28 protein-coding genes are annotated in these 21,217 nt (G+C 28.9%); 9 read left to right on the top strand and 19 right to left on the bottom strand.

What is annotated here, in order from left to right:
- The first annotated feature begins 68 nt into the window (after nt 1–68).
- Nucleotides 69–512 (top strand): SRPBCC domain-containing protein, encoded by a 444-nt coding sequence (locus XO10_RS00140; protein WP_075780034.1) that lies wholly within the window; start codon nt 69–71, stop codon nt 510–512.
- A 31-nt stretch (nt 513–543) separates the two neighbouring features.
- Here the strand turns inward: XO10_RS00140 and XO10_RS00135 are convergent, their stop codons facing one another.
- Both XO10_RS00135 and sfsA read right to left on the bottom strand, forming a co-directional pair.
- Entirely contained in the window at nt 544–1,119 is a 576-nt protein-coding gene (locus XO10_RS00135; protein ID WP_175420959.1) for an HD domain-containing protein, read from the bottom strand.
- Entirely contained in the window at nt 1,107–1,787 is a 681-nt protein-coding gene (gene sfsA / locus XO10_RS00130; RefSeq protein WP_075780033.1) for a DNA/RNA nuclease SfsA, read from the bottom strand. The genes XO10_RS00135 and sfsA overlap by 13 nt, the downstream gene beginning before the upstream one ends.
- Before the next feature lie 172 nt (nt 1,788–1,959).
- Between sfsA and XO10_RS00125 the strand changes: the two genes are divergently transcribed.
- The gene (locus XO10_RS00125; protein WP_014295557.1) at nt 1,960–2,532 is read left to right on the top strand and encodes a sulfurtransferase TusA family protein; all 573 of its coding nucleotides are present in this window, start codon (nt 1,960–1,962) and stop codon (nt 2,530–2,532) included.
- A gap of 43 nt (nt 2,533–2,575) precedes the next feature.
- Here the strand turns inward: XO10_RS00125 and lpdA are convergent, their stop codons facing one another.
- From lpdA to XO10_RS00090, 7 genes are all read right to left on the bottom strand, one after another.
- Entirely contained in the window at nt 2,576–3,937 is a 1,362-nt protein-coding gene (lpdA, locus tag XO10_RS00120) for a dihydrolipoyl dehydrogenase (RefSeq protein WP_175420958.1), read from the bottom strand.
- A gap of 135 nt (nt 3,938–4,072) precedes the next feature.
- Nucleotides 4,073–4,342: a sulfurtransferase complex subunit TusB gene (gene tusB, locus XO10_RS00115; RefSeq protein ID WP_014295555.1), complete on the bottom strand. Its 270-nt coding sequence runs from the start codon at nt 4,340–4,342 to the stop codon at nt 4,073–4,075.
- A 10-nt stretch (nt 4,343–4,352) separates the two neighbouring features.
- On the bottom strand, nt 4,353–4,709 hold the full coding sequence (locus XO10_RS00110; RefSeq protein WP_075780032.1) for an intracellular sulfur oxidation protein: 357 nt from the start codon (nt 4,707–4,709) through the stop codon (nt 4,353–4,355).
- Between the two features lie 10 nt (nt 4,710–4,719).
- Nucleotides 4,720–5,073: a DsrE/DsrF/TusD sulfur relay family protein gene (locus XO10_RS00105; RefSeq protein ID WP_041638396.1), complete on the bottom strand. Its 354-nt coding sequence runs from the start codon at nt 5,071–5,073 to the stop codon at nt 4,720–4,722.
- A gap of 31 nt (nt 5,074–5,104) precedes the next feature.
- Nucleotides 5,105–5,575: a rhodanese-like domain-containing protein gene (locus XO10_RS00100; protein ID WP_014295552.1), complete on the bottom strand. Its 471-nt coding sequence runs from the start codon at nt 5,573–5,575 to the stop codon at nt 5,105–5,107.
- 40 nt (nt 5,576–5,615) lie between these two features.
- On the bottom strand, nt 5,616–6,635 hold the full coding sequence (locus XO10_RS00095) for a YeeE/YedE family protein (RefSeq protein ID WP_014295551.1): 1,020 nt from the start codon (nt 6,633–6,635) through the stop codon (nt 5,616–5,618).
- A gap of 24 nt (nt 6,636–6,659) precedes the next feature.
- On the bottom strand, nt 6,660–6,899 hold the full coding sequence (locus XO10_RS00090) for a sulfurtransferase TusA family protein (RefSeq protein ID WP_014295550.1): 240 nt from the start codon (nt 6,897–6,899) through the stop codon (nt 6,660–6,662).
- A 281-nt stretch (nt 6,900–7,180) separates the two neighbouring features.
- On the opposite strand from XO10_RS00090, the gene XO10_RS00085 reads away from it, so the two are divergent.
- Nucleotides 7,181–7,510 (top strand): helix-turn-helix transcriptional regulator, encoded by a 330-nt coding sequence (locus XO10_RS00085; protein ID WP_075780031.1) that lies wholly within the window; start codon nt 7,181–7,183, stop codon nt 7,508–7,510.
- 20 nt (nt 7,511–7,530) lie between these two features.
- Nucleotides 7,531–8,535, top strand: coding sequence for a tellurite-resistance/dicarboxylate transporter (gene tdt / locus XO10_RS00080; protein WP_075780030.1), 1,005 nt, complete (start codon nt 7,531–7,533; stop codon nt 8,533–8,535).
- Nucleotides 8,536–8,555: 20 nt separating this feature from the next.
- On the opposite strand, the gene XO10_RS00075 is transcribed toward tdt, so the two are convergent.
- The 8 genes from XO10_RS00075 to XO10_RS00040 form a co-directional block, all read right to left on the bottom strand.
- On the bottom strand, nt 8,556–9,800 hold the full coding sequence (locus XO10_RS00075) for a DUF1015 domain-containing protein (RefSeq protein ID WP_175420957.1): 1,245 nt from the start codon (nt 9,798–9,800) through the stop codon (nt 8,556–8,558).
- A gap of 164 nt (nt 9,801–9,964) precedes the next feature.
- Nucleotides 9,965–10,396 (bottom strand): rRNA maturation RNase YbeY, encoded by a 432-nt coding sequence (ybeY, locus tag XO10_RS00070; RefSeq protein ID WP_014295546.1) that lies wholly within the window; start codon nt 10,394–10,396, stop codon nt 9,965–9,967.
- Nucleotides 10,386–11,753: an HDIG domain-containing metalloprotein gene (locus XO10_RS00065; RefSeq protein ID WP_175417931.1), complete on the bottom strand. Its 1,368-nt coding sequence runs from the start codon at nt 11,751–11,753 to the stop codon at nt 10,386–10,388. Before XO10_RS00065 ends, ybeY begins: the two co-directional genes overlap by 11 nt.
- Nucleotides 11,740–12,726, bottom strand: coding sequence for a PhoH family protein (locus tag XO10_RS00060; RefSeq protein WP_075780027.1), 987 nt, complete (start codon nt 12,724–12,726; stop codon nt 11,740–11,742). The genes XO10_RS00065 and XO10_RS00060 overlap by 14 nt, the downstream gene beginning before the upstream one ends.
- A 22-nt stretch (nt 12,727–12,748) precedes the next feature.
- Nucleotides 12,749–13,729, bottom strand: coding sequence for a 2-hydroxyacid dehydrogenase (locus tag XO10_RS00055; RefSeq protein WP_075780026.1), 981 nt, complete (start codon nt 13,727–13,729; stop codon nt 12,749–12,751).
- 16 nt (nt 13,730–13,745) lie between these two features.
- On the bottom strand, nt 13,746–14,192 hold the full coding sequence (locus tag XO10_RS00050; RefSeq protein ID WP_014295542.1) for an LPP20 family lipoprotein: 447 nt from the start codon (nt 14,190–14,192) through the stop codon (nt 13,746–13,748).
- A gap of 92 nt (nt 14,193–14,284) precedes the next feature.
- On the bottom strand, nt 14,285–14,590 hold the full coding sequence (locus tag XO10_RS00045) for a ferritin family protein (protein WP_175420956.1): 306 nt from the start codon (nt 14,588–14,590) through the stop codon (nt 14,285–14,287).
- Nucleotides 14,591–14,636: 46 nt separating this feature from the next.
- Nucleotides 14,637–15,500: a glycerophosphodiester phosphodiesterase family protein gene (locus XO10_RS00040; protein ID WP_083635604.1), complete on the bottom strand. Its 864-nt coding sequence runs from the start codon at nt 15,498–15,500 to the stop codon at nt 14,637–14,639.
- Nucleotides 15,501–15,627: 127 nt separating this feature from the next.
- Between XO10_RS00040 and dnaN the strand changes: the two genes are divergently transcribed.
- Genes dnaN through XO10_RS00020 form a run of 4 tightly spaced genes read left to right on the top strand, consistent with a single transcriptional unit; the run spans nt 15,628 to nt 18,313 of the window.
- The gene (dnaN, locus tag XO10_RS00035; protein WP_014295539.1) at nt 15,628–16,896 is read left to right on the top strand and encodes a DNA polymerase III subunit beta; all 1,269 of its coding nucleotides are present in this window, start codon (nt 15,628–15,630) and stop codon (nt 16,894–16,896) included.
- On the top strand, nt 16,896–17,366 hold the full coding sequence (gene ispF / locus XO10_RS00030; RefSeq protein ID WP_075780025.1) for a 2-C-methyl-D-erythritol 2,4-cyclodiphosphate synthase: 471 nt from the start codon (nt 16,896–16,898) through the stop codon (nt 17,364–17,366). The genes dnaN and ispF overlap by 1 nt, the downstream gene beginning before the upstream one ends.
- A gap of 1 nt (nt 17,367) precedes the next feature.
- On the top strand, nt 17,368–18,069 hold the full coding sequence (gene nfi, locus XO10_RS00025; protein WP_041638394.1) for an endonuclease V: 702 nt from the start codon (nt 17,368–17,370) through the stop codon (nt 18,067–18,069).
- Entirely contained in the window at nt 18,056–18,313 is a 258-nt protein-coding gene (locus XO10_RS00020; RefSeq protein WP_175420955.1) for a hypothetical protein, read from the top strand. The genes nfi and XO10_RS00020 overlap by 14 nt, the downstream gene beginning before the upstream one ends.
- Before the next feature lie 25 nt (nt 18,314–18,338).
- On the opposite strand, the gene XO10_RS00015 is transcribed toward XO10_RS00020, so the two are convergent.
- Nucleotides 18,339–19,070: a SagB/ThcOx family dehydrogenase gene (locus XO10_RS00015; RefSeq protein ID WP_175417929.1), complete on the bottom strand. Its 732-nt coding sequence runs from the start codon at nt 19,068–19,070 to the stop codon at nt 18,339–18,341.
- Between the two features lie 130 nt (nt 19,071–19,200).
- Here XO10_RS00015 and msrA point away from each other — a divergent pair, with 130 nt between their 5' ends.
- Nucleotides 19,201–19,701, top strand: a complete 501-nt coding sequence (gene msrA / locus XO10_RS00010) for a peptide-methionine (S)-S-oxide reductase MsrA (RefSeq protein WP_175417928.1) — start codon at nt 19,201–19,203, stop codon at nt 19,699–19,701.
- Between the two features lie 38 nt (nt 19,702–19,739).
- On the opposite strand, the gene dnaA is transcribed toward msrA, so the two are convergent.
- A complete protein-coding gene (dnaA, locus tag XO10_RS00005) occupies nt 19,740–21,104 on the bottom strand; it encodes a chromosomal replication initiator protein DnaA (protein ID WP_014295533.1) in 1,365 nt (454 codons plus the stop codon).
- Nucleotides 21,105–21,217 lie beyond the last annotated feature (113 nt).

Raw genomic sequence — 21,217 nt, 5'->3', positions numbered from 1 at the left:
GTTATAAATGATTAACTAAATTATACTATAATTCTTATTGAAATGTCAAAAAATGGAGGTAATGGATTATGGTCGAAACACCGCCAATTGAAATAATTGAATATTTTAATGCTCCAATAGAAAAAGTATGGAATGTTTTTGTTAATGAAAATGGTTGGAGTCCATGGTTTACTGATAAAATGTATATGGAATTAAGAAATGAAGGTAAAATCACATTTTTATGGAAGCAATTAACCCTTGGTGAAATTGTGGAAGATGAAGGATATATTGAAGAAATAATAGATAAGCGGTTAATAATATTCTGGTGGTATAAAGAAGAAAGAGGATATCGTTCAAAGGTTGAAATGTCTTTTTCTAAAGACGAAAATAACGGAACCTGGCTTAAAATAATTGATTATACACAGGTATATACTCTCGATGAATTACAAATAAAATATGGTTGTGCATTAGGTTGGGGGCAAATGCTAACCCTTGCAAAATTATGGATAGAAAAAGGAATTACAATTATATAAGAAATTCCAGCTGAATTCTCAGCCAGAATTATTAAATTTTAAATATTAAGTTTAATTCCCTTTCCAGTCCTTCCACAAAATTTTTAATAATTTTATTTTTTTCTTCTGCCATTTTTTTAGCGGTTTTTGTGTGCATTAAATCTCCTAACTTTAGTATTTTTTCATAAAAATGGTTTAATCTTTCCTTCATATCGCCACCATTTTTATGCATAAATACCCTTGCTATACCGATATTGCCTAAAGCATCAAGTCTATCTGCATCCTGTAAAATTTTTGCTTCAAGTGTTTCAGGAATTAAACCTTTGCTAAATCTGTGAACTTCTATACAATATTTTACTTCATTAACATATGGATAATTTATTTCTTTTAAAAACCTTTCTGCTCTCAAGGCCCCTTCTATTGCATGATCTTCAATTAATCCTTTTAATTCATCTGCTCTTGCAATATCATGTAAAAGAGCAGAAATTATCACAATTTCTTTATTGGCATTTTCATTTTCTGCTATAATTTCAGCATTTTTCGTTACCCTTAATATATGCCCAAAATCATGCGAATGTTCGTGCTCTAAGTTTAATACATATTCATATATCTTTTTTATATAATCCATTTATCTTCCTCCATAATATCTAACTCTTTTTTATAGATTATCCATTCATCTTGAAATTCAAACAATAACGGATGAACTTTTACCCCTTTATTAATTGCTTTATAGAATGTTTTAGCAAATAATTTATCGGTTTTAAAATTTGGAGAAAAAACTTCTGCTTTTGAAAATACTAAAATATAAACTTCTGTTTCATAGCCTTTTTCTTTTAATTCAATTAATTCATTTAGATGTTTAGTTCCTCTTTTTGTTGGAGCATCTGGGAATAATGCAATTCCATTTATAGATAAAGTACATCCTTTTACTTCAATCCATGTTTTCTCATTACCTAAAAAATCTATTCTGCTATTATTGTACTTTACTTCTGCCTGTAATTTCTCAAACCTTTTTTCAAGCATTTTTTGAGCAATATATCTATGATACATTGAATTAACAAGTACATATTTATTATCTTTTTTAGCAGCAATTAAATCCCACTTTGTTTTTCTTTTTTTATTTGAGACAGATTTTATCAAAACCTCATTTCCAGAATATAATAACTCCTTTAATCTTCCTGGATCATGAACGTGAACTTCATGAATTTCATTGTTAATTTCAATTTTTGCAAGATACCTATTTGGTCTGTCAATAAAAGTTCCTGTTTGAAGATTTTCTATTTTTATTACTTTCATAAATTCCTCCTAACCGCTTTTTATAATATTATATCAAGAAAATATTTTTGTCCAAAATTAATATATTCATATTAATAAAAAAACACTATTTTATTAATAATCAAGAAAAGAAATTTTTTTATTATTATTGTAGAATGAATATGAAAACATATAGAAAGTGAGATGATTAAAAATGTCTAAAAAATTAACTCTTCACGAACTCTTTAAAACTATTTCAAATCAAACAAGAATTGAAATATTAATATCTATCCTTGATAATCATTTAACTACTTCAGATATAGCCAATAGGTTAGGCTATGATATTTCGACAGTGTATAGACATCTCACACATATGAAAAAAATTGGAATTCTAACTTCTTCAAGAAAAAAAGGTATTGAATATTTTGATTTTGCATCAACTAAAATATTTCGTATTTTAGAGTATGCCATTGAATTTGTTTCCGAAATAAATGGAACGGGAATAATTGATTGTTCTGATTCTACAATATGTCCATTTGATCAAAATAAATTAAATATAAAACCTGATATTATTCTTGATATGCGTGGAGAAATATGCCCTATCCCTGACATAAAAACAAGAAAAGTGCTTGAAAATATGGATAAAGATAAAATCTTATTGGTAATTGTAGATTATCCATTATCTGCAGAAAGGATTCCTATTTCGGTAACTAAAGAGGGCAATACTGTTTTGGGAAAAATTAGTGAATTTCCTGGTGAAATAAAGATATATATAAAAAAGTCCTGACAACCTTTAAATATATGTCAGGACTTTTTATTATTGGATATCTTTAAATATGTAAAGCCATTCCTTCAGCGTCTTCAAATGCTCCAAGTATTGTTTCTGTTAGAGTTGGATGTGGATGTATATCATTTTCAATTTCTTCAACAGTCAATCCATGTTTAACAGCAAGCACACCTTCCATTATCATATCAGTTGCTGATGGCGATACCACTGCAAAACCAAGTACTTTACCTGTTTCTTTATCGGCAATAACCTTTGCAAATCCTTCCCTTTCTTCCATTGTTCTTGCTCTTCCATTTGCAGAAACAGGGAATTTCCCTATAACGATTTTTTCTGGATCGAGATCTTTTTCTTTTAAACCTGTTGAGGCTACTTCTGGTGATGAGAAGATTATTGATGGAACTGCTGAATAATCCATTTTCATTTCTTCGTCAGCTATATTATGAGCAGCAACAATTCCTTCAAACATTGCAACATGTGCAAGCATTATCTGTGCTCTTATATCTCCAATTGCATATACATTTTCTATATTTGTTCTCATTCTTTTGTCTGTAACAACACCTTTTTCTATTTTAACTCCAAGTGCTTTTACATCTTCTGGAATATATGGTCTTCTTCCAACTGCAAGTAATACTTTTTCACCTTCGATGATTTCCTCGCCTTTTTCTGATTCTATTGTTACTTTATATATTTCTTCTTTTGAAACTCCCTTTACCTTTGTCTTTTCAAGAACTTTTACACCTTTTTTGGTTAAAGCTTTTTTTACTTCCTGTGCAATATCTGCATCTTCAAATGGCAATATATGGTCTGCAAGTTCAACAATATATACCTTTTTTCCAAGCGAAGAGAAGAATGTAGCAAATTCAACACCAATAACTCCTCCACCAACAATAACTATACTTTCTGGCAATTCTTTCATATTATTAAATACATCATCACTTGTCCATATTCCTTCAACTTCGCTAAATGGTGGAAATATAGCTGGTACTGAACCATGGGCTAATACTAAATTTTTTCCTTCAATAACTTCTCCACTTTCTTCGATTTCTACATGATTTTTATCTTTTATAATAGCATTTCCTTTCATTACATCTATATTATTCTTTTTCATAAGATATTCTATACCTTTTCTTGACATTGTAATGGATTTATTCATGTGTTTTAGAATTCCTGCAAGATCATAAGACACATTATCTACTTTTATACCAAACTTTTTTGATTTACCTATAATATCTGAATAAAGATGTGCAGCAGTCAATATAGCTTTTGTAGGAATACACCCCTGATTTGTACATGTTCCCCCAAGATTATTTTTCTCAATAAGGGCAACCTTTTTCTCAAGTTGTGCCAATCTAATTGCTGCAACATATCCTCCTGGTCCTCCACCTATTACAATTGCATCATACATCCTTACCCCTCCTAACCTTTTATATTCAGATATAATTTTATCCTTTTAAAAAAAATACTTATTAACCTTTAGATTAACAAAAAATAAACTCTTAAAAAAATAGGGGAGTTATTAGCTCCCCAAAAATTACTTTACTTATCCAATAAACTTTTCCTGTTTTTCTATAACTTCAATCAAACCGTTATAATCTACCAGCTTTACATTTGCATCTTCATCAGAATATCCTCTCGCATTAAAATCTTCTTTTAATAATACTACTTCTGCATCTGTTAATTTTTTTAAATTTTCAAAATTCCAGTATATTCCGTTTTGTATTAAAACTATTGTATCATCGTTTTTTGCACTTTGAATCTTAAGTCTTTCTACAGGATGATCTATACCATATTTAACCATAATTAAGGCCACAATAACCACCTCACATAAATATTACGTAATCAAAATCATGAAGGAAATCAGATAAATCTTTTTCTGATATCATTTGAACCTGATAATTTTCATCTATATTTTTCACATGATATCTTTCAACATCTTCTTTTAATGCATATACAGGTGTTTCATATCTTTTTATAAATCGTTGAACAATTTTTATTGGCAATAACCCCAGTGATTCTGGTTTAGTGTCGGCAGATATACCTGTTACTGCTTCTTTCATAACCATTACAGCTGGTTCTATATCTTCACCATACATACCAAATGCTGTTCTAAATGCTTCGTTTATCCATATACTTCCTACAGGAGATTGATAGACTACAAACAATACTTTTTTATCCATTATTTTCACCTCACGCCATAAAGCTTATGAATCTATCGCTTTCATATATTAATTCAGCAAGTTCTGGCAATCCACTTGGATTAGAACCTTCAACAATCATATCCTTTGTAATGCCTCTATAATCCATACAAATTCCACAAATTTCAACTCTTCCACCCATATCTACAACTTCTTTTAATAATGAAGGTATTTTCCTATCACTTCTAACGGGTTTTATTTTATCGTTTGAAGCTATTGCAGAATCACAGAATAAGAAAATTGTCACCTCATGCCCTTTATTCAAAGCAGCTTTTGCTATATTTATAGCAGAATCTATATCCTGATAAGTATATGGTTGAACCATAACCTGTATAGCTATTTTCATATTATTGCCTCCTATATCTATATTCTTATAATCAAGAGCAGCCTCCACCAGTTGTTCCAGGTAATCCTCTTCTAATTGGATATCTTTTGTTTTTCCATGCAGTAAATCCACCTGAAACGCTTAATACATTGTATCCCATTTCTTTCAATGTTTTAGCTGCTAAAATTGACCTTCCTCCGGATTTACAATATACAACTATAATCTTATCTTCTGTATTTTTCACAAGCGATGCAATTTTAAATTCCAATAATCCTCTAGGTATCCAATGTGCATTTGGAATATGTCCAGCTTCAACTTCATTTGCTTCTCTAACATCAAGGAATATATATTTTGAATCTTTTGATTTATATATCTTAAATGCTTCTTCAACACTTATTTCCTTTACAACAGCTTTTGCATCAGCAATAAAATCTTTAGCTGTTTTTACCTTAATTTCTGCTGTTAATGTTGTTATCAATAATATCAATACCAATAATGCCAATAAACCCTTTCTTAATTTCATAATTCCACCTCCATAGATTTATAATAATTTATAAAAATAATTAATCCCTTTCATAAAGCCAGTAATAACCAGCCCAGTTTCCAAGAAAAAAGAATATTGTTGTTAAAATAGAACCTATAGCAAGGTGTGAAAATCCTGTAAGGAAATGTCCAATATTACAGCCACCTGCCAAAACAGCTCCAAATCCCATTAAAATTCCACCAAGAGCTACCTGTCCAAACACTTTTGGATCTCTTGGTGCTCTAAATTTGAATTCTTTGCGAATTAATGCGCTTACTAAAGAACCAAAAATAATTCCAAGAATAAACATTCCAGACCAGCCTATATATTTACCGCCTATAAGATAATTCATTAAACTTACCCAGCCACCAGTAATTCCAAGACCATATGTTTGTTTTGTTAAATATCCTAATGCAGAAACAATTACTGTAAGGATACCCAACAATTTCCAGTTCCATGCTGAATCTGGCCTTTCAGTAGTTTTTGTTTTCCAGAGAATATACCATACAATTACCGCAAAAATTATTGCTGGTATCCATGGATTCACCTTTAAAACAGTTGCAATTGTTGGTCCAACAGCGTCATATGCATAATATTTCCCATCACCTTCAACAGTATATACCGGACCTTTTAATAACGAAATTAAAGGTTTTAAAAAGCTTGCTTTAGATGCTGATGCAAATATTGCATAAAATAATGCAGCAATCCACGCGCTTATCATTCCTTCTCCGGTTCTATATGTAACACCACTTGCACATCCACCTGCTAAAACCATTCCAAACCCAAAAATTAAACCTCCAAGTATATTTCCAAGTGGTGCAAATGCGAGCGGATGTAATTGTATTAAACCAAATTGAGCCATTGCAACAAACACAAGTGAATTAATAGAAATTGCCAAAAAAATAGCTTTCATCAAATAATTGTCACCAAAAAACTTAACATCTCTAATTGCTGAGTTAAAACATAAACGCCCTCTTTGTAAAATATAACCAAATAAAAGTCCTACTCCCAATCCAAAATAAATTTCATATTGATAAAGAATATCAAGGAATCCGTCCATTTTTAATCATCCTCCTATAAGGAATTATTTCACTTTTATATAAATTTTCCATTCGCTATTACCAGCTTCTTTAACCTCTAATACTTCATGCCCTAGTTTTTTCACAGTTTCCGGAATCCTTTCAACTGACATTGCATAATCAATTAAAACCTCTAAAATTTCACCTGATTTCATTTTTTTTAATGCCCTTTTTGTTTCTACATCTGGCACCGGACAAACTTCTCCTCTTACATCAATTGTTTTTGTTACTTCATAATTTGCCATAGTAACTCCCTCCTTATTTTTAGTGATTTTATTCACTTTATATATAAAATACACTTTCATTTTTTACCAAATTTTAAAATTACTTTTTTCACATTTATTATATCTATTTATTGTTAAATAAAAATTTCTATTTTTTTACAAGTTGGTAATAATGAAAAATATTATTTAGATATCTTATTTATCCTTCCTAATTTTTTATTTTTATTTTTCCTTCATTTTACATTAACATTATTAATTTATAATATATCCGGATATCCGGATATTTGGAAAGAGGTGTTTTAATGTTAGAAGAGTTAATGAAAATTCTTGCCGATAAAACCCGTTTACGTATTTTAAATCTTTTATTTTATAGGCCACATTGCGTTTGTGAATTAACTAAAATTCTTGATTTACCTCAATCTACTGTTTCAAGGCATATTTCAAAGATGCGACTAATTGGAATTATTATGCCAGAAAAAATGGGAACTCTTACAAAGTATTCTATTAATGATAAAATAGCAAATAAATTCATTTTTTTTAATTACTTAAAACATGATCTTTTTAACGAATACTCTGAAGATATAGAAAGAAGTAAAGAATATGTTGTCTTAGATAATAATTGCAATCTTTAATATTTCAAGGAGGTAGTTATATGAAAGCTAAAGAATTTCAACCATCATGGTTTGCTGGCATTATGGGAACAGGTATTTTTTCTATCACTTCTTTGATTTTTTCACAATACTTTTCCTTTCTAAGATCGTTTTCTTATTTCCTTTTCTATCTCAATATTCTCTTGTTTATCATTTTTTTATCTTTATGGATTGTGAAATTTTTTATTTTTAAAAAGGATTTTTTAAAAGATTTTTATCATCCGCTTGTTTCCAACTTTTTCTCAGCTTTTGGTGCTGCAATGCTTGTTATATCAGCAAATATACAAATGTTGTTTAATAATTCTTTTTCATTTTCGTTTGGATTCTGGATTGCAGGTACATTTTTTACTATTTTATTCGGCATCATAACTCCATTTATTATGTTTAAAGAAAACCATATAAAACTTGATCACATTTGTCCTGCGTTTTTTATTCCGCCAGTTGCTTTTATTGTTATTCCAATTCCAGGAAGTTTTTTTATTAATCATTTTCAGGGTTGGGTAAATGATTTTATTATTTTTATCAATTACTTTAGCTGGGGAACAGGTTTTTTTCTATTTTTAATAATGTCTGCAATTTCAATGTACAGATTTATTTTACATCATCCATTACCAAATATTATGGCACCAACTATATGGGTTAATCTTGGTCCTATCGGTGCTGGAACAACAGCGTTAATTAAACTAACAAAAGCATCTAATTTTATTATTTCAAAAGATGTTTTTTATGGATTTTCATTTTTATTGTGGGGTTACGGTATCTGGTGGTTGCTAATGGCTATTTCTTTAACTATATATTATTCTAAAAAAATGAAGATACCTTTTACTTTATCCTGGTTTGCTTTTATCTTCCCTACTGGGGCTTACATAACAGCAACTCATACAATATCATTAATATTTAAATTTAAATTTATAGATTATTTTGGATTTATTATTTATTTCCTTTTAGTATTTTTCTGGTTTGCAACTTTCTTTAATTTATTGAACAAAAAAACGGGCAATTCATAACGAATTGCCCGTTTTTTTTATTATATTTCGTGAATTAATAATCCTGATCTTAGTTTTGGTTCAAACCATGTTGATTTGGGTGGCATTGTTTTATTATCATCAGCAACAGCCATTAATTCTTCTATTGATGTTGGATACATGGAGAATGCAATTTTCCAATTTTTACCGTCAATCCAATCTTCTAAAGCTTTTACTCCTCTAATTCCACCAAGGAAGTGAATTCTTGGATCTTTTCTTGGATTTTCAATTCCAAGTATTGGATCTAATAAATAATTTTGAAGAATATAAACATCTAACTGTTCCACAGGATCATTTTCATTAACTATTTCTGGTTTTGCTTTTAATACATACCATTTTTTATTAATATACATTCCAAATTCGTGTCTTGATTTTGGTTTATATGGTGATTCTGGTGCTTCTGAAATTTCGAATTTTTCTTCTACTTTTTTCATAAATTCTTCGTCATTTAATCCGTTCAAATCTTTAACTACTCTATTATAATCAAGGATTTTTAATTCGTCATGCGGGAATACAACAGCCATAAAGAAGTTGTATTCTTCATTTCCTGTATGCGCAGGATTTTTTGATTTTAATATTTCCTTTGTTCTTGAAGCTGCAGCTGCTCTGTGATGACCATCAGCAATATATAATGCTTCAACGCTTTCAAATGCTTTTTGTAATTTTTCTATTAATTCTTCATCTGTTAATACCCATAATTCATGATGAACTTCCTTTTCATCTGTAAAGTCATATATTTTTCTTGCTGCTTCAATCCCTTTGTTTATTAAATCCTTTATTTCTTCTTTTGATTTAAATGTAAGGAATACTGGACCTGTTTGTGCTTCTAAAATCATTATGTGCTTTGTTCTATCGTCTTCTTTATCCTGTCTTGTTAATTCATGCTTTTTAATTAAACCTTTTTGATATTCATCAACAGAAAATGTTGCAAAAATTCCTGTTTGAGAATGCCCCTGCCATGTTTCTCTGTATAAATATAATGCAGGTTTTTCTTCTTCCATTAAAACTCCTGTTTCTTTAAATTTATCAAGATTTTCTTTTGCTTTTTTATACACAACTTCACTGTGTGGATCTATATCTTCATTGAATTCTACTTCTGCCCTTGTAACTCTTAAAAAACTGTTTGGATGTTTTGAAACTATTTCTTTTACTTCTTCTTCTTCTAAAACATCATATGGGGGACAGGAAAATTCCTCTACCATATTTTCTACAGGTCTTAAACCTTTAAATGGTCTAATCACTGACATTTTGACTCCTCCTTTAATAAATTTTGTTTTAAAATCGTCTTTATTATAACAATTCTAATGATTATAAACAACCTGATTATTTTAAAAAACGCTATTTTAAAGAAGGAATATGGGGAATTATTAACTAAAATCTTTCAGTTGCATAAGTATGAAAAATTTTTCAATTAGATAATTCCTTTTTCTTTCAACTCTTGAAAATATTTATCCTGTTTTGGAAACATTATTTTTTTATCTTCTTCATTTATATGATCATATCCACATATGTGCAATATTCCATGAACTAAAATATAAAAAAATTCTTCTTCAAAGGTATTATTAAAGTCTGGAGCCTGTTCTTCAATCCTTTCAACAGATATCATTATATCTCCAATTATTTCTTCATCTAATCCATATTCAAAGGATAATACATCTGTTGGTCCTTTCTTGTTTCTATATTCTTCATTATACTTAGCAATTTCATTATTATCTGTAATTACTATATTTAATTCATAATCTCCTTCGCCTATTTCCTTTAATAATACATATTTTGACACTTCTTCAACTTTTTTTTCATCAATTTTTTTTAAATCTTGATTGTTAATTACATTAATTTTCATTTTTATTCCCTTCCTTCAATAATTCCTGCGGAATTTCCGGATAACTAATTCTGGAATGATTCATATTCAGTATTGTTTCTATCATTGAGTCCTTTATTTTGTTTATTTCAGACAAGGTTAAACCGCAATCATCAAGTTGCCCTTCAAAAAAGAGGTCCTGTATCAGTTTATCAAACCTTTCCGATAAAGTCTTTTTATTTAACTCTTTCATGCTTCTTGTAATTGCTTCTATATTATCCGCAATCATTAAAATAGCAGATTCTTTAAATTGTGGAATTGGTCCTGGATATCTGAACTCCTCTGCTGGAATACTCAATTCCTGTTCAAGATTCTTATGGAAGAAATATCTTTTTATTCTTGTTCCGTGATGTTGTGCTATTAAATCTTCAATGAGTATAGGTAATCTATATTTTCTTGCCAGTTCAATTCCATCTGTAACATGTTTATTCAAGATAATAGCACTAAGTTTCGGATTTATTTTATCATGCGGGTTTATACCTTTTTGATTTTCGGTAAAAAACAATGGTCTTAAAGATTTACCTATATCGTGAAAATATGATCCAACTCTTAACAAAACAGGATTTGCATTTATCGATTCAGAAGCACTTTCAACAAGATTTGCAATAATCAAACTATGATAATATGTTCCTGACGCATTAAATGATAATTTTCTTAATAATGGATGATTCAAATTCCCCAATTCCAACAATCCAATATCGGAATATATTCTTGTTATATATTCAAGATATGGCAACACTCCAAGAATTAATAACATTTGTATAAAATTAGAAAAACTTATTACAGGAATAGCCTCATAGTCAAATTGATAATATAACAGATAAGAAATGATCTGGACTATTATAGCCGAAAAAGCGGGAATTATAATCCTTACCCTCGAATAAAGATTTTTGCTAAAATATGCTGCTACATTCCCTGTAATAAATAGAATAATAAATAACTTAAACGATGAACCAAGTAAAAGTGCAAAATAAAAAGAAAAACCTAAAGATATTAATAATCCCATATAAAAATCCATCATCAAGGTTATCATTACAGTAACAAAAACAGGTGAAATTGCCGGATCCGAATAATATTTTAAAGCTATTATATTTAACACTATACCTATATCAAGTACAGTTAAAAATGTTGCCCAATAATTTTTAGGATGTAATTTGAATTTTTTATTTTTATTCATAAAAAACTCTATTATCCCAAACCAGAAAGGGATAAGTATCAAAAGGGAATTATACAAAAATTCTATGGATACATTTTTCCATAAAAATATTTCAGAAAATATAGATAATATTGAAAAATTAAGTACTATTATCACTATTTTTAACTTATTAAATTTTTTCATTTTTCTTCACCTTGATTTTCTCAAAATTATCATAGGCTTTTATAATTTCTTTAACCAATGGATTTCTAACAACATCATTTTCAGTTAATTCTATAAATGAAATCCCATTTATATTTTTTAATATTTTTTGAACAGCTAAAAGTCCTGAATCCTTTTTGTTTTCAAGATCTATTTGTGTAATATCTCCTGTAATAACAGCTTTTGAATTAAATCCTATCCTGGTCAAAAACATTTTCATTTGATAATATGTAGTATTCTGCGCTTCATCAAGAATAATATATGCATTATTCAAAGTTCTTCCTCTCATATATGCCAATGGTACCACTTCTATAATTCCTTTTTCTTTATATTCAACTATTCTATCTGCTGGCATAAAATCCATTAACGAATCATAAAGCGGCCTTAAATAAGGATCAACTTTTTCGTATAACGTTCCTGGCAAAAAACCTAATTTTTCACCTGCTTCAACTGCAGGTCTTGTTAATATAATTCTCTGTATTTGACCTGTTTTTAAAAATTCAACCGCCATAGCTACTGCAAGATATGTTTTCCCCGTTCCGGCTGGTCCTATACAAAAGACTATATCATTTTTTTTCATTGTGTTTATATATAACGACTGTCCGTGTGTTTTTGCCTGAACTCTCATTCCACTTACTGTAGTATTTACAACACTTTTATATGATTTAGATTCATTTTTTTGAATTGTATTTTTATTATTTTCATATAATGAAGTTATATATTGAAATTCTGTCCAATCAAGCAAATGTCCATTTGAGGTTATATCTATTATTTCCTTTAAAATGCTTTTTACCCTTTCAATATTGTTTTTTTTATTTCCTACTATAACAATTCGATTATTTAAATAGCTAATCTCAACATCAAATTTGTTCTTTAAATATTTTACCCTATTATTATAAGTACCGAAAAGTTCTATAATTTCTATGTCATCCGGTATATTAATAAACTCTTTAATAAAATATCACCTCACAATTAGCTTAATATTTATGTTCATAATCAACTATTGACAATGGTTTTCCTGTTTTCAAATATGATTTAATACTTTCAATAGTATAATCTATACCTGCTGTTGTTGCATGAAATGAATAGCCACCTACATGCGGAGATAAAACAACATTATCAAATTCCCATATAGGATATTTTGAAGGATACACATTTTTATTTTCTTTTGTTGGATAATTAAACCATACATCCAAAGCTACACCTTTTAAAATTCCTTCTTTAAGAGATAAATATAACCCTTCTTCATCAATTAATTTCCCTCTTCCAATATTTATTATATACTTATCTTTCATTTTCATAATCCGTTCCTTGCTCAAAATATTAAATGTTTTTTCAGTTAACGGAAGAGTTAAAAACAACATTTCGCTTTGTTCAATTATTTCATCAACATCATAATAAACTTTATCAACATTTTCTGGAATATAATCAATCTTTTTGTTTTTTAATATATGAATTTCAGTATCAAAAGGTTTTAAAAACCTGGCTATATTTTTACCAATTTCTCCAAATCCAAGTATTCCTATTTTCATTCCTTGAATTGAGTGCCATGATTCAAAAATCGATTCTCCAACTGTAAAACCATGCCATACTCCATTTTTTAAATCTTCATGAAATGGAATAACTTTTCCAAGAAGAGCTAAAGCTAAGGCTACAGCTCTTTCAGCGACATATTTCCCATTCCCATGAGCATTTGAAACAATAATATTCTTTTCTTTTAATATTTCCAAAGGTAATTGTTCAACACCAGCAAAAGGAACAAAAATTATTTTAAGCTTTTCTGCTATTTCTAATTCTGTTTCATTTATAAATCCACCTATTATTGCTTCAGCATTTTTTAATAATATTTCTTTATTTTTTTGAGGAAATATTATTTCTATTTCCGGGAATTCCTTTTTTAATTCTTTCAATTTTTCATCCCAGTAACTATTAAATTGATGCAAAAACAGGATTTTCAAAAGAATTCCTCCTTTTTTAGAAGTACTTTATTCTTTTTCCAATAATATTTTCTATATCCTTTTTATATATTCTTATAACAACCCATGCCATTCCTTCATTCATATCAAATCCCTGATTTATTTCCTGGGCACCTTTTATTAAACCATATAATTTTGATTCAATTTCTTTGTTTTGCATAACGAAATCTTTTACAGTTGTACTGGAATCAATATATGTCCCATAAACATATTCCACTGCTTTTGTATATGCATCCTGCCTTGCAGCCTCAAGAGCTGCAAGTTTTGCCTGTGCTTCATGAGGAAAAGTTTTGTAATCAATAATTCCAAATCCTTTAAAATCATGATATGAAGTATTCTTTTCCATATCAGGTTGAGCAAATATACCACTATTCGTAGCTCCACATGAATTAAATGTAATTACTATAATAAATAATGCCAGAATAAAATATAATCTTCTTTTCATACCAACACCTCCCATTTTCCATATACAGTACATATTATACCATATATTTTTCATATAAAAATGGCTAATCTCAGACGAGATTAGCCATTTTATTATTCTTTTAACTTTTCAATTTCCTCTTCAACCTCTTTGGCACCCTCTTCATAATACTTTTCTTCATCAGGTGCAAGTTCTTTCAATAACCTTAAAAATTCTCCTGCGTGTACTCTTTCTTCATTGGCAATATCAATAAGAACTTCTTTTGCCAATTTGTTATCTATAGATTCTGCAAGCTGCATATACATTTGAACTGCTTCATATTCAGCCGCAACCATGAATCTAATAGCCCTTACCAATTCTTCATGAGATAATTTCTTATCCTTTTTTAATCCAGAAAATGGATTTGCAAATTCAGGCATATTATCCCCCCCATCATGTAATAACCCATAGATTTTTCTATAAAAATCATTTATAATAATTCACTATTTTTTCAATATCATCTGTAATTACAGCATCTATATAACCATCTAAATTTTCTAATGTTTTAATATCATTTAATGTCCATATTACAATATGCAACCCAATCTCAGAATATTTTGATATTAATGTTTTAAAATTATCTAACCCCAACATTTCAATTCCTTCAACTGGAAGGTTTAAAGAATAAAAATTAAGCTCTTTGTGTAAGTCCATTATTTTTTCTATTCTCTCTTTATCTTCAATTAATAGTCCAAGATCTATATCTTTATCAAGATTTCTTAAACGTCTCAAACTTTCAATTTCAAATGAAGAAAATAGAACTCTATCAAACGCATTAAAACTTTTAACAACATTATATGCAAGCTCAGAGGCATCTGGATCTTTTATTTCAACATTAATATATGCATATTCTGGTAATTTTACAAAAACCTCTTCAAGCGTAGGAACTGGCTCTCCGTCTATTTTTATTTTCATTATTTCTTTCGAAGTCATTTCTCTAATTTTTCTTTTATCACCTGTGATCTTTTCAAAGTTATCATCATGATGAATTATTAAAACATTATCTGAAGAAAGGTGAACATCAAGCTCCACACCATCTCCACCATATTCTATAGCTTTTAAATAAGCTAAAATTGTGTTTTCTGGATATTTACTCCTATATCCTCTATGACCAAGTATTACAGGTCTATCTTTCATCTTTCTTCCTCCTTTAATTTTATGTGTTGCTTTATATTTTTCAATATCTGAAAATATTTTATTATAATTAATTTCATCGTTAAATTTATCATATACCATTGATAATGAAATAATTATAGAAAAAACAATAGTTATGATCTTTAAAAATCTCACAATTTCACATCCTCATATATATTATACTATATATTACTTGATTTTTAATGAAGATTTATTGTAAAATAGAATATATAAATATTTTTATATGAAATAATCAAATAAAATAGATTGAGGAGGAATAAAAATGATTTATAAGCTAGAAGTTACAAGAAACAAGCTCTTAAACCTTATGGATATGGCATCAAAAGCTGTGGCTAAAAAAACAACAAACCCTGTATTATCTGGATTTAAGTTTTCTGTTAAGGATAACAATTTACACCTTTACGCAACAGATTTACAAACTTCTTTTCATGGTGTTTTAAGTAACATATTATTTGAAGAGGTTGAAAAAATAGACAATGAATTATTCGGAGAAGAAAGCGTTTCAGCTGATGCTGTTGAAAATGAAAATTTTGAAGTTATTGAAACCGAAGAAGAAAACAACACATTATTTTCCCCTGAAGAAATAAAGACTGATTCAACTTCTTTAAAACCTGAATTTGTAGTTGATGCTACAAACTTTGTAGATATTATAAGAAATTTAAATTATGAAAATATTAATATCTATATTGAAGGAAAAAACATTAAAATTATTGCTGGAAAATCTGAATTTGTAGTTCCAACAATGGATCCTGAAGATTTTCCGGAAATAGTACCAAATAAAGTTGAAGAAGGAATATTTACATTTGAAAAAACTAAATTATTAGCTATGATTGAAAAGGTTATTTTTTGTGCATTAAAAAGCTCTGAAAATATTTCAAAAAATTTAAATGGTGTTTATTGGGACTTTAGAGAAGGTGGTTATTTAACTCTTGTTGCTGCAGATGGTTATAGATTAGCACTTGCTGAACTTTCATTAGATACAGTAAATATGCCACCATCATTTTTATTATCTCTAAAAAGTATGGAAGAACTCGTAAATGTTTTAAAGAGCTCAAAAACCGAAAACATAGAACTTTTCTTTGATGGTTCCAGGGTTCTAATATTCCTAGAAGACGATAAGGTAGAAATAATCTTAAATGTCGTTGATGCACCTTTCCCGGATTATATAAATATAATTCCTCAGGCATTTAAAACAAAAGTTATTGCGTCAACAGATTTATTCCTTAATGTTTTAAAAAGAGTTTCAATTGCTGCAAAAAATGATCAGGTAAAAATAGAAATAAAAGATAGTATTATGGAATTATCAGCGAAATCACCTGATGTAGGTCTTGCTGTTGAAGAATTAGAAGTTGATAAAGAAGGTGAAGATATATTAATAGCTTATTCTCCAAAATATCTAAGAGAGGCTATTGACCATATTGCAACCGCTGAGGTTGAATTTAATATTACAAGTGAAAGCTCACAAACAATGATAAAACCTGTTGGCGATGATTCATACATGTATATAGTTATGCCAGTGAGGTTACAATAATGTTCAGAGTTGGTTTTGGATATGATGTACATCCTTTTGAAAAAGGCAAAAAATTATATCTTGGCGGCATTGAGATAAATTCTGATTTAGGATTAAAAGGGCATTCCGATGGGGATGTCCTTATTCATTCTATAATTGATGCATTACTTGGTGCATGTGGATATGAAAATATAGGAGAGCTTTTCCCTGAAACTGAAGAATATAAAAATATAGACAGCAAAATTCTATTAAAAAAAACTATGGAAAAACTTTCAAATATCAAAATAATCAATATAGATACCACCGTTGTTACTTCTTATGTAAAGATAAACAAATATAAAACGGAAATGAAAGAGCTTTTATCAAAATTAATGAGAATTTCACCTTCCCAAGTTAATATAAAAGGAAAATCAGGAAATTCGCTTGGAATCGGCGGCAAAAATGAAGGTATAGAAGCTTATTGTGTTGTATTAATTGAGTGTGGTGAATAAATTGGATTATAATCATATTCATGATTTTATAGATTTAGATTATAAAAAGTGCATAAATATACAAAAATCTTTAATAAATCAAATTTCACTAATTCCTTTGTCAAAGGAAGTTAATGTGGTTGCAGGAGTCGATCTTTCGTTTTATAAAGAATTTGGATTGGCAATTATAGTAATAATAGATAAAAATTTCAATGAGTTAGAAGTAAAATATCATTATCAGGAAATTGAATTTCCATATATACCTGGATTATTGGCTTTTAGAGAATTACCTGTCTTTTTAAACGCATGGAAAAAAGTCACTATAAGACCTGATATTGTTTTTTTTGACGGTCATGGAATTGCTCACCCAAGAAAAATGGGAATTGCTACTCACGCTTCATTTTTTATAGAAATTCCGACTATTGGTATAGCAAAATCAAAATTATATGGTAACTTTGATGAACCTGGAAATAATAAAGGTGATTATTCATATATTTATGATAAAAAAGACAAAAAAATTGGCTGTGTTATTAGAACGCGTGAAAAAACAAAACCTGTTTTTGTTTCACCGGGGAATTTCATTACAATAGATGAAGCCAGATATTTTGCTTTAAAATTTTCTACAAGGTATAAACTCCCTGAACCAACAAGATTAGCACATTATTACTCTCAAAAAATTAAAAATGAAATCTTTCCAAGGAGGAATGCAAATGGAAAAATTTGAACTTGAAGTGCTTGAAGTAAAAGGTGAAAAAATTGAAACATGGAAATTCAAAGTTAATACTGACGATAAAGAGTCAATTTCTGCTTTAAAAGAAATTGTGAATTATATAAATGGGACTGATAAAAAAATGGTTATAGACCCTATTGATACAGTATGGACTTATATCTATTTATATCCAACCAATGTATTTACCAAAGAAGATAAAGACTTCTTTAAAGAAAAAATAAATGTAATAGTAAAATAGCAGCCGTTTCAGGCTGCTATTTTTATTAAATTTTACCTATTGGTGCAAGATAAACCACAAACTCATCTTTACCATCTACTTCAATTAATTTATCCATTAAATCCTGATCATACGCAGCAACTGCACATGTCCCACAATTTATTGATTCAGCAAGTAAATATAAATTTTGACATACATGTCCTGCATCAATAGAAATTGTCTTATGAGCCTCATTTTTGTACTTCCATTCTGTTCTATAAGGGATTGCACTCCAAACAAATACAACAGCACTCTCTCCTATAAACCTTTGGCCTAATGTAGCTTCTATAATCTCTTCTCTTAAGTTTCCAGATTTTATTGGAAGCAATTTATGTTCTGTTGGTATATATCTATAAATTCCTTTTTCTAATCCTTTAACATTAAACACAACAATATATGTTTCAAGAGGATGTGTAGCTCCTGCAGATGGAACAGTTCTAAAGGTTACTTTATCCTTTACCACTTTTTTTACACCTTGCGTATAAAACAACATATAGGATAATTCTTCCAAACTAATAGGTTTATCTTTATATCTTCTGCGACTCTGCCTATTAAACAATAAAGAAATGAAATCATTATTTATCGGTTTAAAGCCTTTTATGTCTGGTAAATTTATTAATTCCGTATCCTGAGGATATGGTTTTATATATGGAGGATTTTTAATTCCCTTTTTTCTATCTGGCAAATCCACTTCAAGATTCTTCCAATTCGATTTTAAAACCTCTCTTCCGCATTTCATCTTTCTTCCCTCCCTTAACAAATTCATTGTTGTTATTTATATTATATCAGATTATTATAATATAAAAAAGTTGTTTGTTTTCCTAATTTTATGGTAAAATAATATATATACATTTTCTGGAGGTGAAAATATGAAAAAAACAATTTATCTTGCTGCTGGTTGCTTTTGGGGAGTAGAAGATTTATTTAAAAAATTAGATGGTGTAATGGATACTGAGGTTGGATATATGGGTGGAAAAACAGAAAATCCCACATATGAAGAAGTATGTACAGGAAGAACAGGACATGCAGAAACTGTAAAAGTTATATATGATAATGAAATTATCTCAACAGAAGAATTATTAAAATATTTTTTTGAAATACATGATTTCACTGAAATAAATAGGCAAGGACCTGACATCGGGACACAATATAGAAGTGTTATATTTTACACCGAAGATGAACAAAGGGAATTGGCTGAAAAAATTATATCTATTTTACAGTCAAAATATGATGTAGCTACAAAAATAGAACAGGCGAAAGAATTTTATCCTGCTGAAGATTACCATCAGGACTATTATGAAAAAACAGGGAAAAAACCTTATTGTCATTATAAAAGAGAAGAAATTACAAAATTTTTTATTTCTTTATAATAAATAAAAAACTGTACCCTGAAATATAAGGGTACAGTTTAACTTGCTGTTTGATCATGAATCTTTTCTGCTTCTTCAAAAACTCTTCTTATATCATCAATTCTTCTTTTTAAGACAAGATTCCCTGTAGTTAATTCCTTTTCTATTTTCTTTATAGCCTGACTTACAGTGGAATGATTCTTACCAACAAAAGACGAAATTTCCTTTACTTTCATCTTTCCATAATTTTTTAATAAAAAGGTTAAAACCTGACGCGCTTCAGATATTTCCTTTTTTCTGGTAGTGCTAAACAATTGATCTCTTGTAAGATTATATTCTTTTAATACAGACTCCAAAATAAGATTTTTCTTTAATACAGCCAAACTCTCTTTATTTTCCATAGCAATTTTCTTATGTCTTTTTAATGAGCTATACAATTTCTTCACAGTTTCAACATTTATAGGCTCCCCAGTAACCTTGCTATGGAAAAAGAGATTTAAAATTAAACCTCTTAATTTTCTTAAATTATTATCTATGTTATCTACCAAATATGTAACAACATCATCGGAAATATATAAAGAACTCATCTCTGCCATTTTCTTAGCAATTCTTAACTTTGTTTTTTTATCAGGCTCATTTACATTAACAACCAATCCCATTTCAAATCTACTTATTAACCTTGGATGAAAGGTTGCCAATTCTTCAGGCGTTCTATCAGAACAGATAATAATTTGTTTTCCGAGATTAAATAATGTATTAAATGTATGGAAGAGTTCTCCCTGAGCCATGTCCTTTCCTATTAAAAATTGAACATCATCAATTAATAAGATATCAACCTTTTTTCTATAACGTTCTCTAAAATCATCCATCTGTTCTTCTCTTAAAGAACGCATCATATCATTCATAAACTCTTCTGCTGTTACATACATAACCTTTAAATTTGGAGATGTTTCCATAACTTTATTACCAATAGCATGTAATAAATGCGTTTTTCCTAAGGCAACATCGCCATATATAAACAATGGATTGTATTTCCCTGGATTATTCGCTACCTCTAACGCAGAATAATATGCCACTCTGTTAGATTCTCCAACAACAAAATTTTCAAATGTATATTCAGGATTAAAGTCGGATAATTTTAAAGGTCTTTCCTTGATTAATTTTCCAGCTGGTTTATTCTTATTTTGGTCAGCTGGTATAAATGTAAATTCAACCTTTACTTTTTTAGAAAGAATTTCAGAAAGCGTATCCGACACAAGATTACCATATTTCTTTGCTACGAAATCTTTTATAAAAAGATTTCCCATTCCTATTATTACCCTATCTCCCTGTATATCGAGAATCTTGGCAGAGGTAAACCATTGATCCCAGGTAAGTCTATTTATTTTCGATTTCAATTGCTCCAACAGTTCTTCCTTCGACACAACAATTACCCCCTGACCAAAAAATAAAAATAATAAAACGAGGTGCACTATATAGGATATCAGATTTAACATACTTAATCAAGAAAAAATTTCATGAACTTTGTTGAGATTTA

It is taken from the genome of Marinitoga sp. 1135 (genome assembly GCF_013363245.1).
In the GTDB taxonomy this organism is placed as follows: Bacteria; Thermotogota; Thermotogae; order Petrotogales; family Petrotogaceae; genus Marinitoga; species Marinitoga piezophila.
Note: the sequence above shows the minus strand (reverse complement) of the source record. Positions and strands in the feature narration are given on the sequence as shown.

Bases quoted from the DNA above. Each gene is read 5' to 3' on its own strand.
- ybeY (WP_014295546.1), bottom strand. From the start codon at position 10,396: ATGAAAATTAATGTAATTAACAATCAAGATTTAAAAAAAATTGATGAA.
- XO10_RS00140 (WP_075780034.1), top strand. From the start codon at position 69: ATGGTCGAAACACCGCCAATTGAAATAATTGAATATTTTAATGCTCCA.
- msrA (WP_175417928.1), top strand. From the start codon at position 19,201: ATGAAAAAAACAATTTATCTTGCTGCTGGTTGCTTTTGGGGAGTAGAA.
- XO10_RS00075 (WP_175420957.1), bottom strand. From the start codon at position 9,800: ATGTCAGTGATTAGACCATTTAAAGGTTTAAGACCTGTAGAAAATATG.
- XO10_RS00105 (WP_041638396.1), bottom strand. From the start codon at position 5,073: ATGAAAATAGCTATACAGGTTATGGTTCAACCATATACTTATCAGGAT.
- XO10_RS00110 (WP_075780032.1), bottom strand. From the start codon at position 4,709: ATGGATAAAAAAGTATTGTTTGTAGTCTATCAATCTCCTGTAGGAAGT.
- XO10_RS00135 (WP_175420959.1), bottom strand. From the start codon at position 1,119: ATGGATTATATAAAAAAGATATATGAATATGTATTAAACTTAGAGCAC.
- XO10_RS00050 (WP_014295542.1), bottom strand. From the start codon at position 14,192: ATGAAAAGAAGATTATATTTTATTCTGGCATTATTTATTATAGTAATT.
- dnaN (WP_014295539.1), top strand. From the start codon at position 15,628: ATGATTTATAAGCTAGAAGTTACAAGAAACAAGCTCTTAAACCTTATG.
- XO10_RS00100 (WP_014295552.1), bottom strand. From the start codon at position 5,575: ATGAAATTAAGAAAGGGTTTATTGGCATTATTGGTATTGATATTATTG.
- lpdA (WP_175420958.1), bottom strand. From the start codon at position 3,937: ATGTATGATGCAATTGTAATAGGTGGAGGACCAGGAGGATATGTTGCA.
- XO10_RS00125 (WP_014295557.1), top strand. From the start codon at position 1,960: ATGTCTAAAAAATTAACTCTTCACGAACTCTTTAAAACTATTTCAAAT.
- ispF (WP_075780025.1), top strand. From the start codon at position 16,896: ATGTTCAGAGTTGGTTTTGGATATGATGTACATCCTTTTGAAAAAGGC.
- XO10_RS00085 (WP_075780031.1), top strand. From the start codon at position 7,181: ATGTTAGAAGAGTTAATGAAAATTCTTGCCGATAAAACCCGTTTACGT.
- XO10_RS00045 (WP_175420956.1), bottom strand. From the start codon at position 14,590: ATGCCTGAATTTGCAAATCCATTTTCTGGATTAAAAAAGGATAAGAAA.
- XO10_RS00095 (WP_014295551.1), bottom strand. From the start codon at position 6,635: ATGGACGGATTCCTTGATATTCTTTATCAATATGAAATTTATTTTGGA.
- XO10_RS00090 (WP_014295550.1), bottom strand. From the start codon at position 6,899: ATGGCAAATTATGAAGTAACAAAAACAATTGATGTAAGAGGAGAAGTT.
- XO10_RS00015 (WP_175417929.1), bottom strand. From the start codon at position 19,070: ATGAAATGCGGAAGAGAGGTTTTAAAATCGAATTGGAAGAATCTTGAA.
- XO10_RS00020 (WP_175420955.1), top strand. From the start codon at position 18,056: ATGGAAAAATTTGAACTTGAAGTGCTTGAAGTAAAAGGTGAAAAAATT.
- sfsA (WP_075780033.1), bottom strand. From the start codon at position 1,787: ATGAAAGTAATAAAAATAGAAAATCTTCAAACAGGAACTTTTATTGAC.
- tdt (WP_075780030.1), top strand. From the start codon at position 7,531: ATGAAAGCTAAAGAATTTCAACCATCATGGTTTGCTGGCATTATGGGA.
- XO10_RS00065 (WP_175417931.1), bottom strand. From the start codon at position 11,753: ATGAAAAAATTTAATAAGTTAAAAATAGTGATAATAGTACTTAATTTT.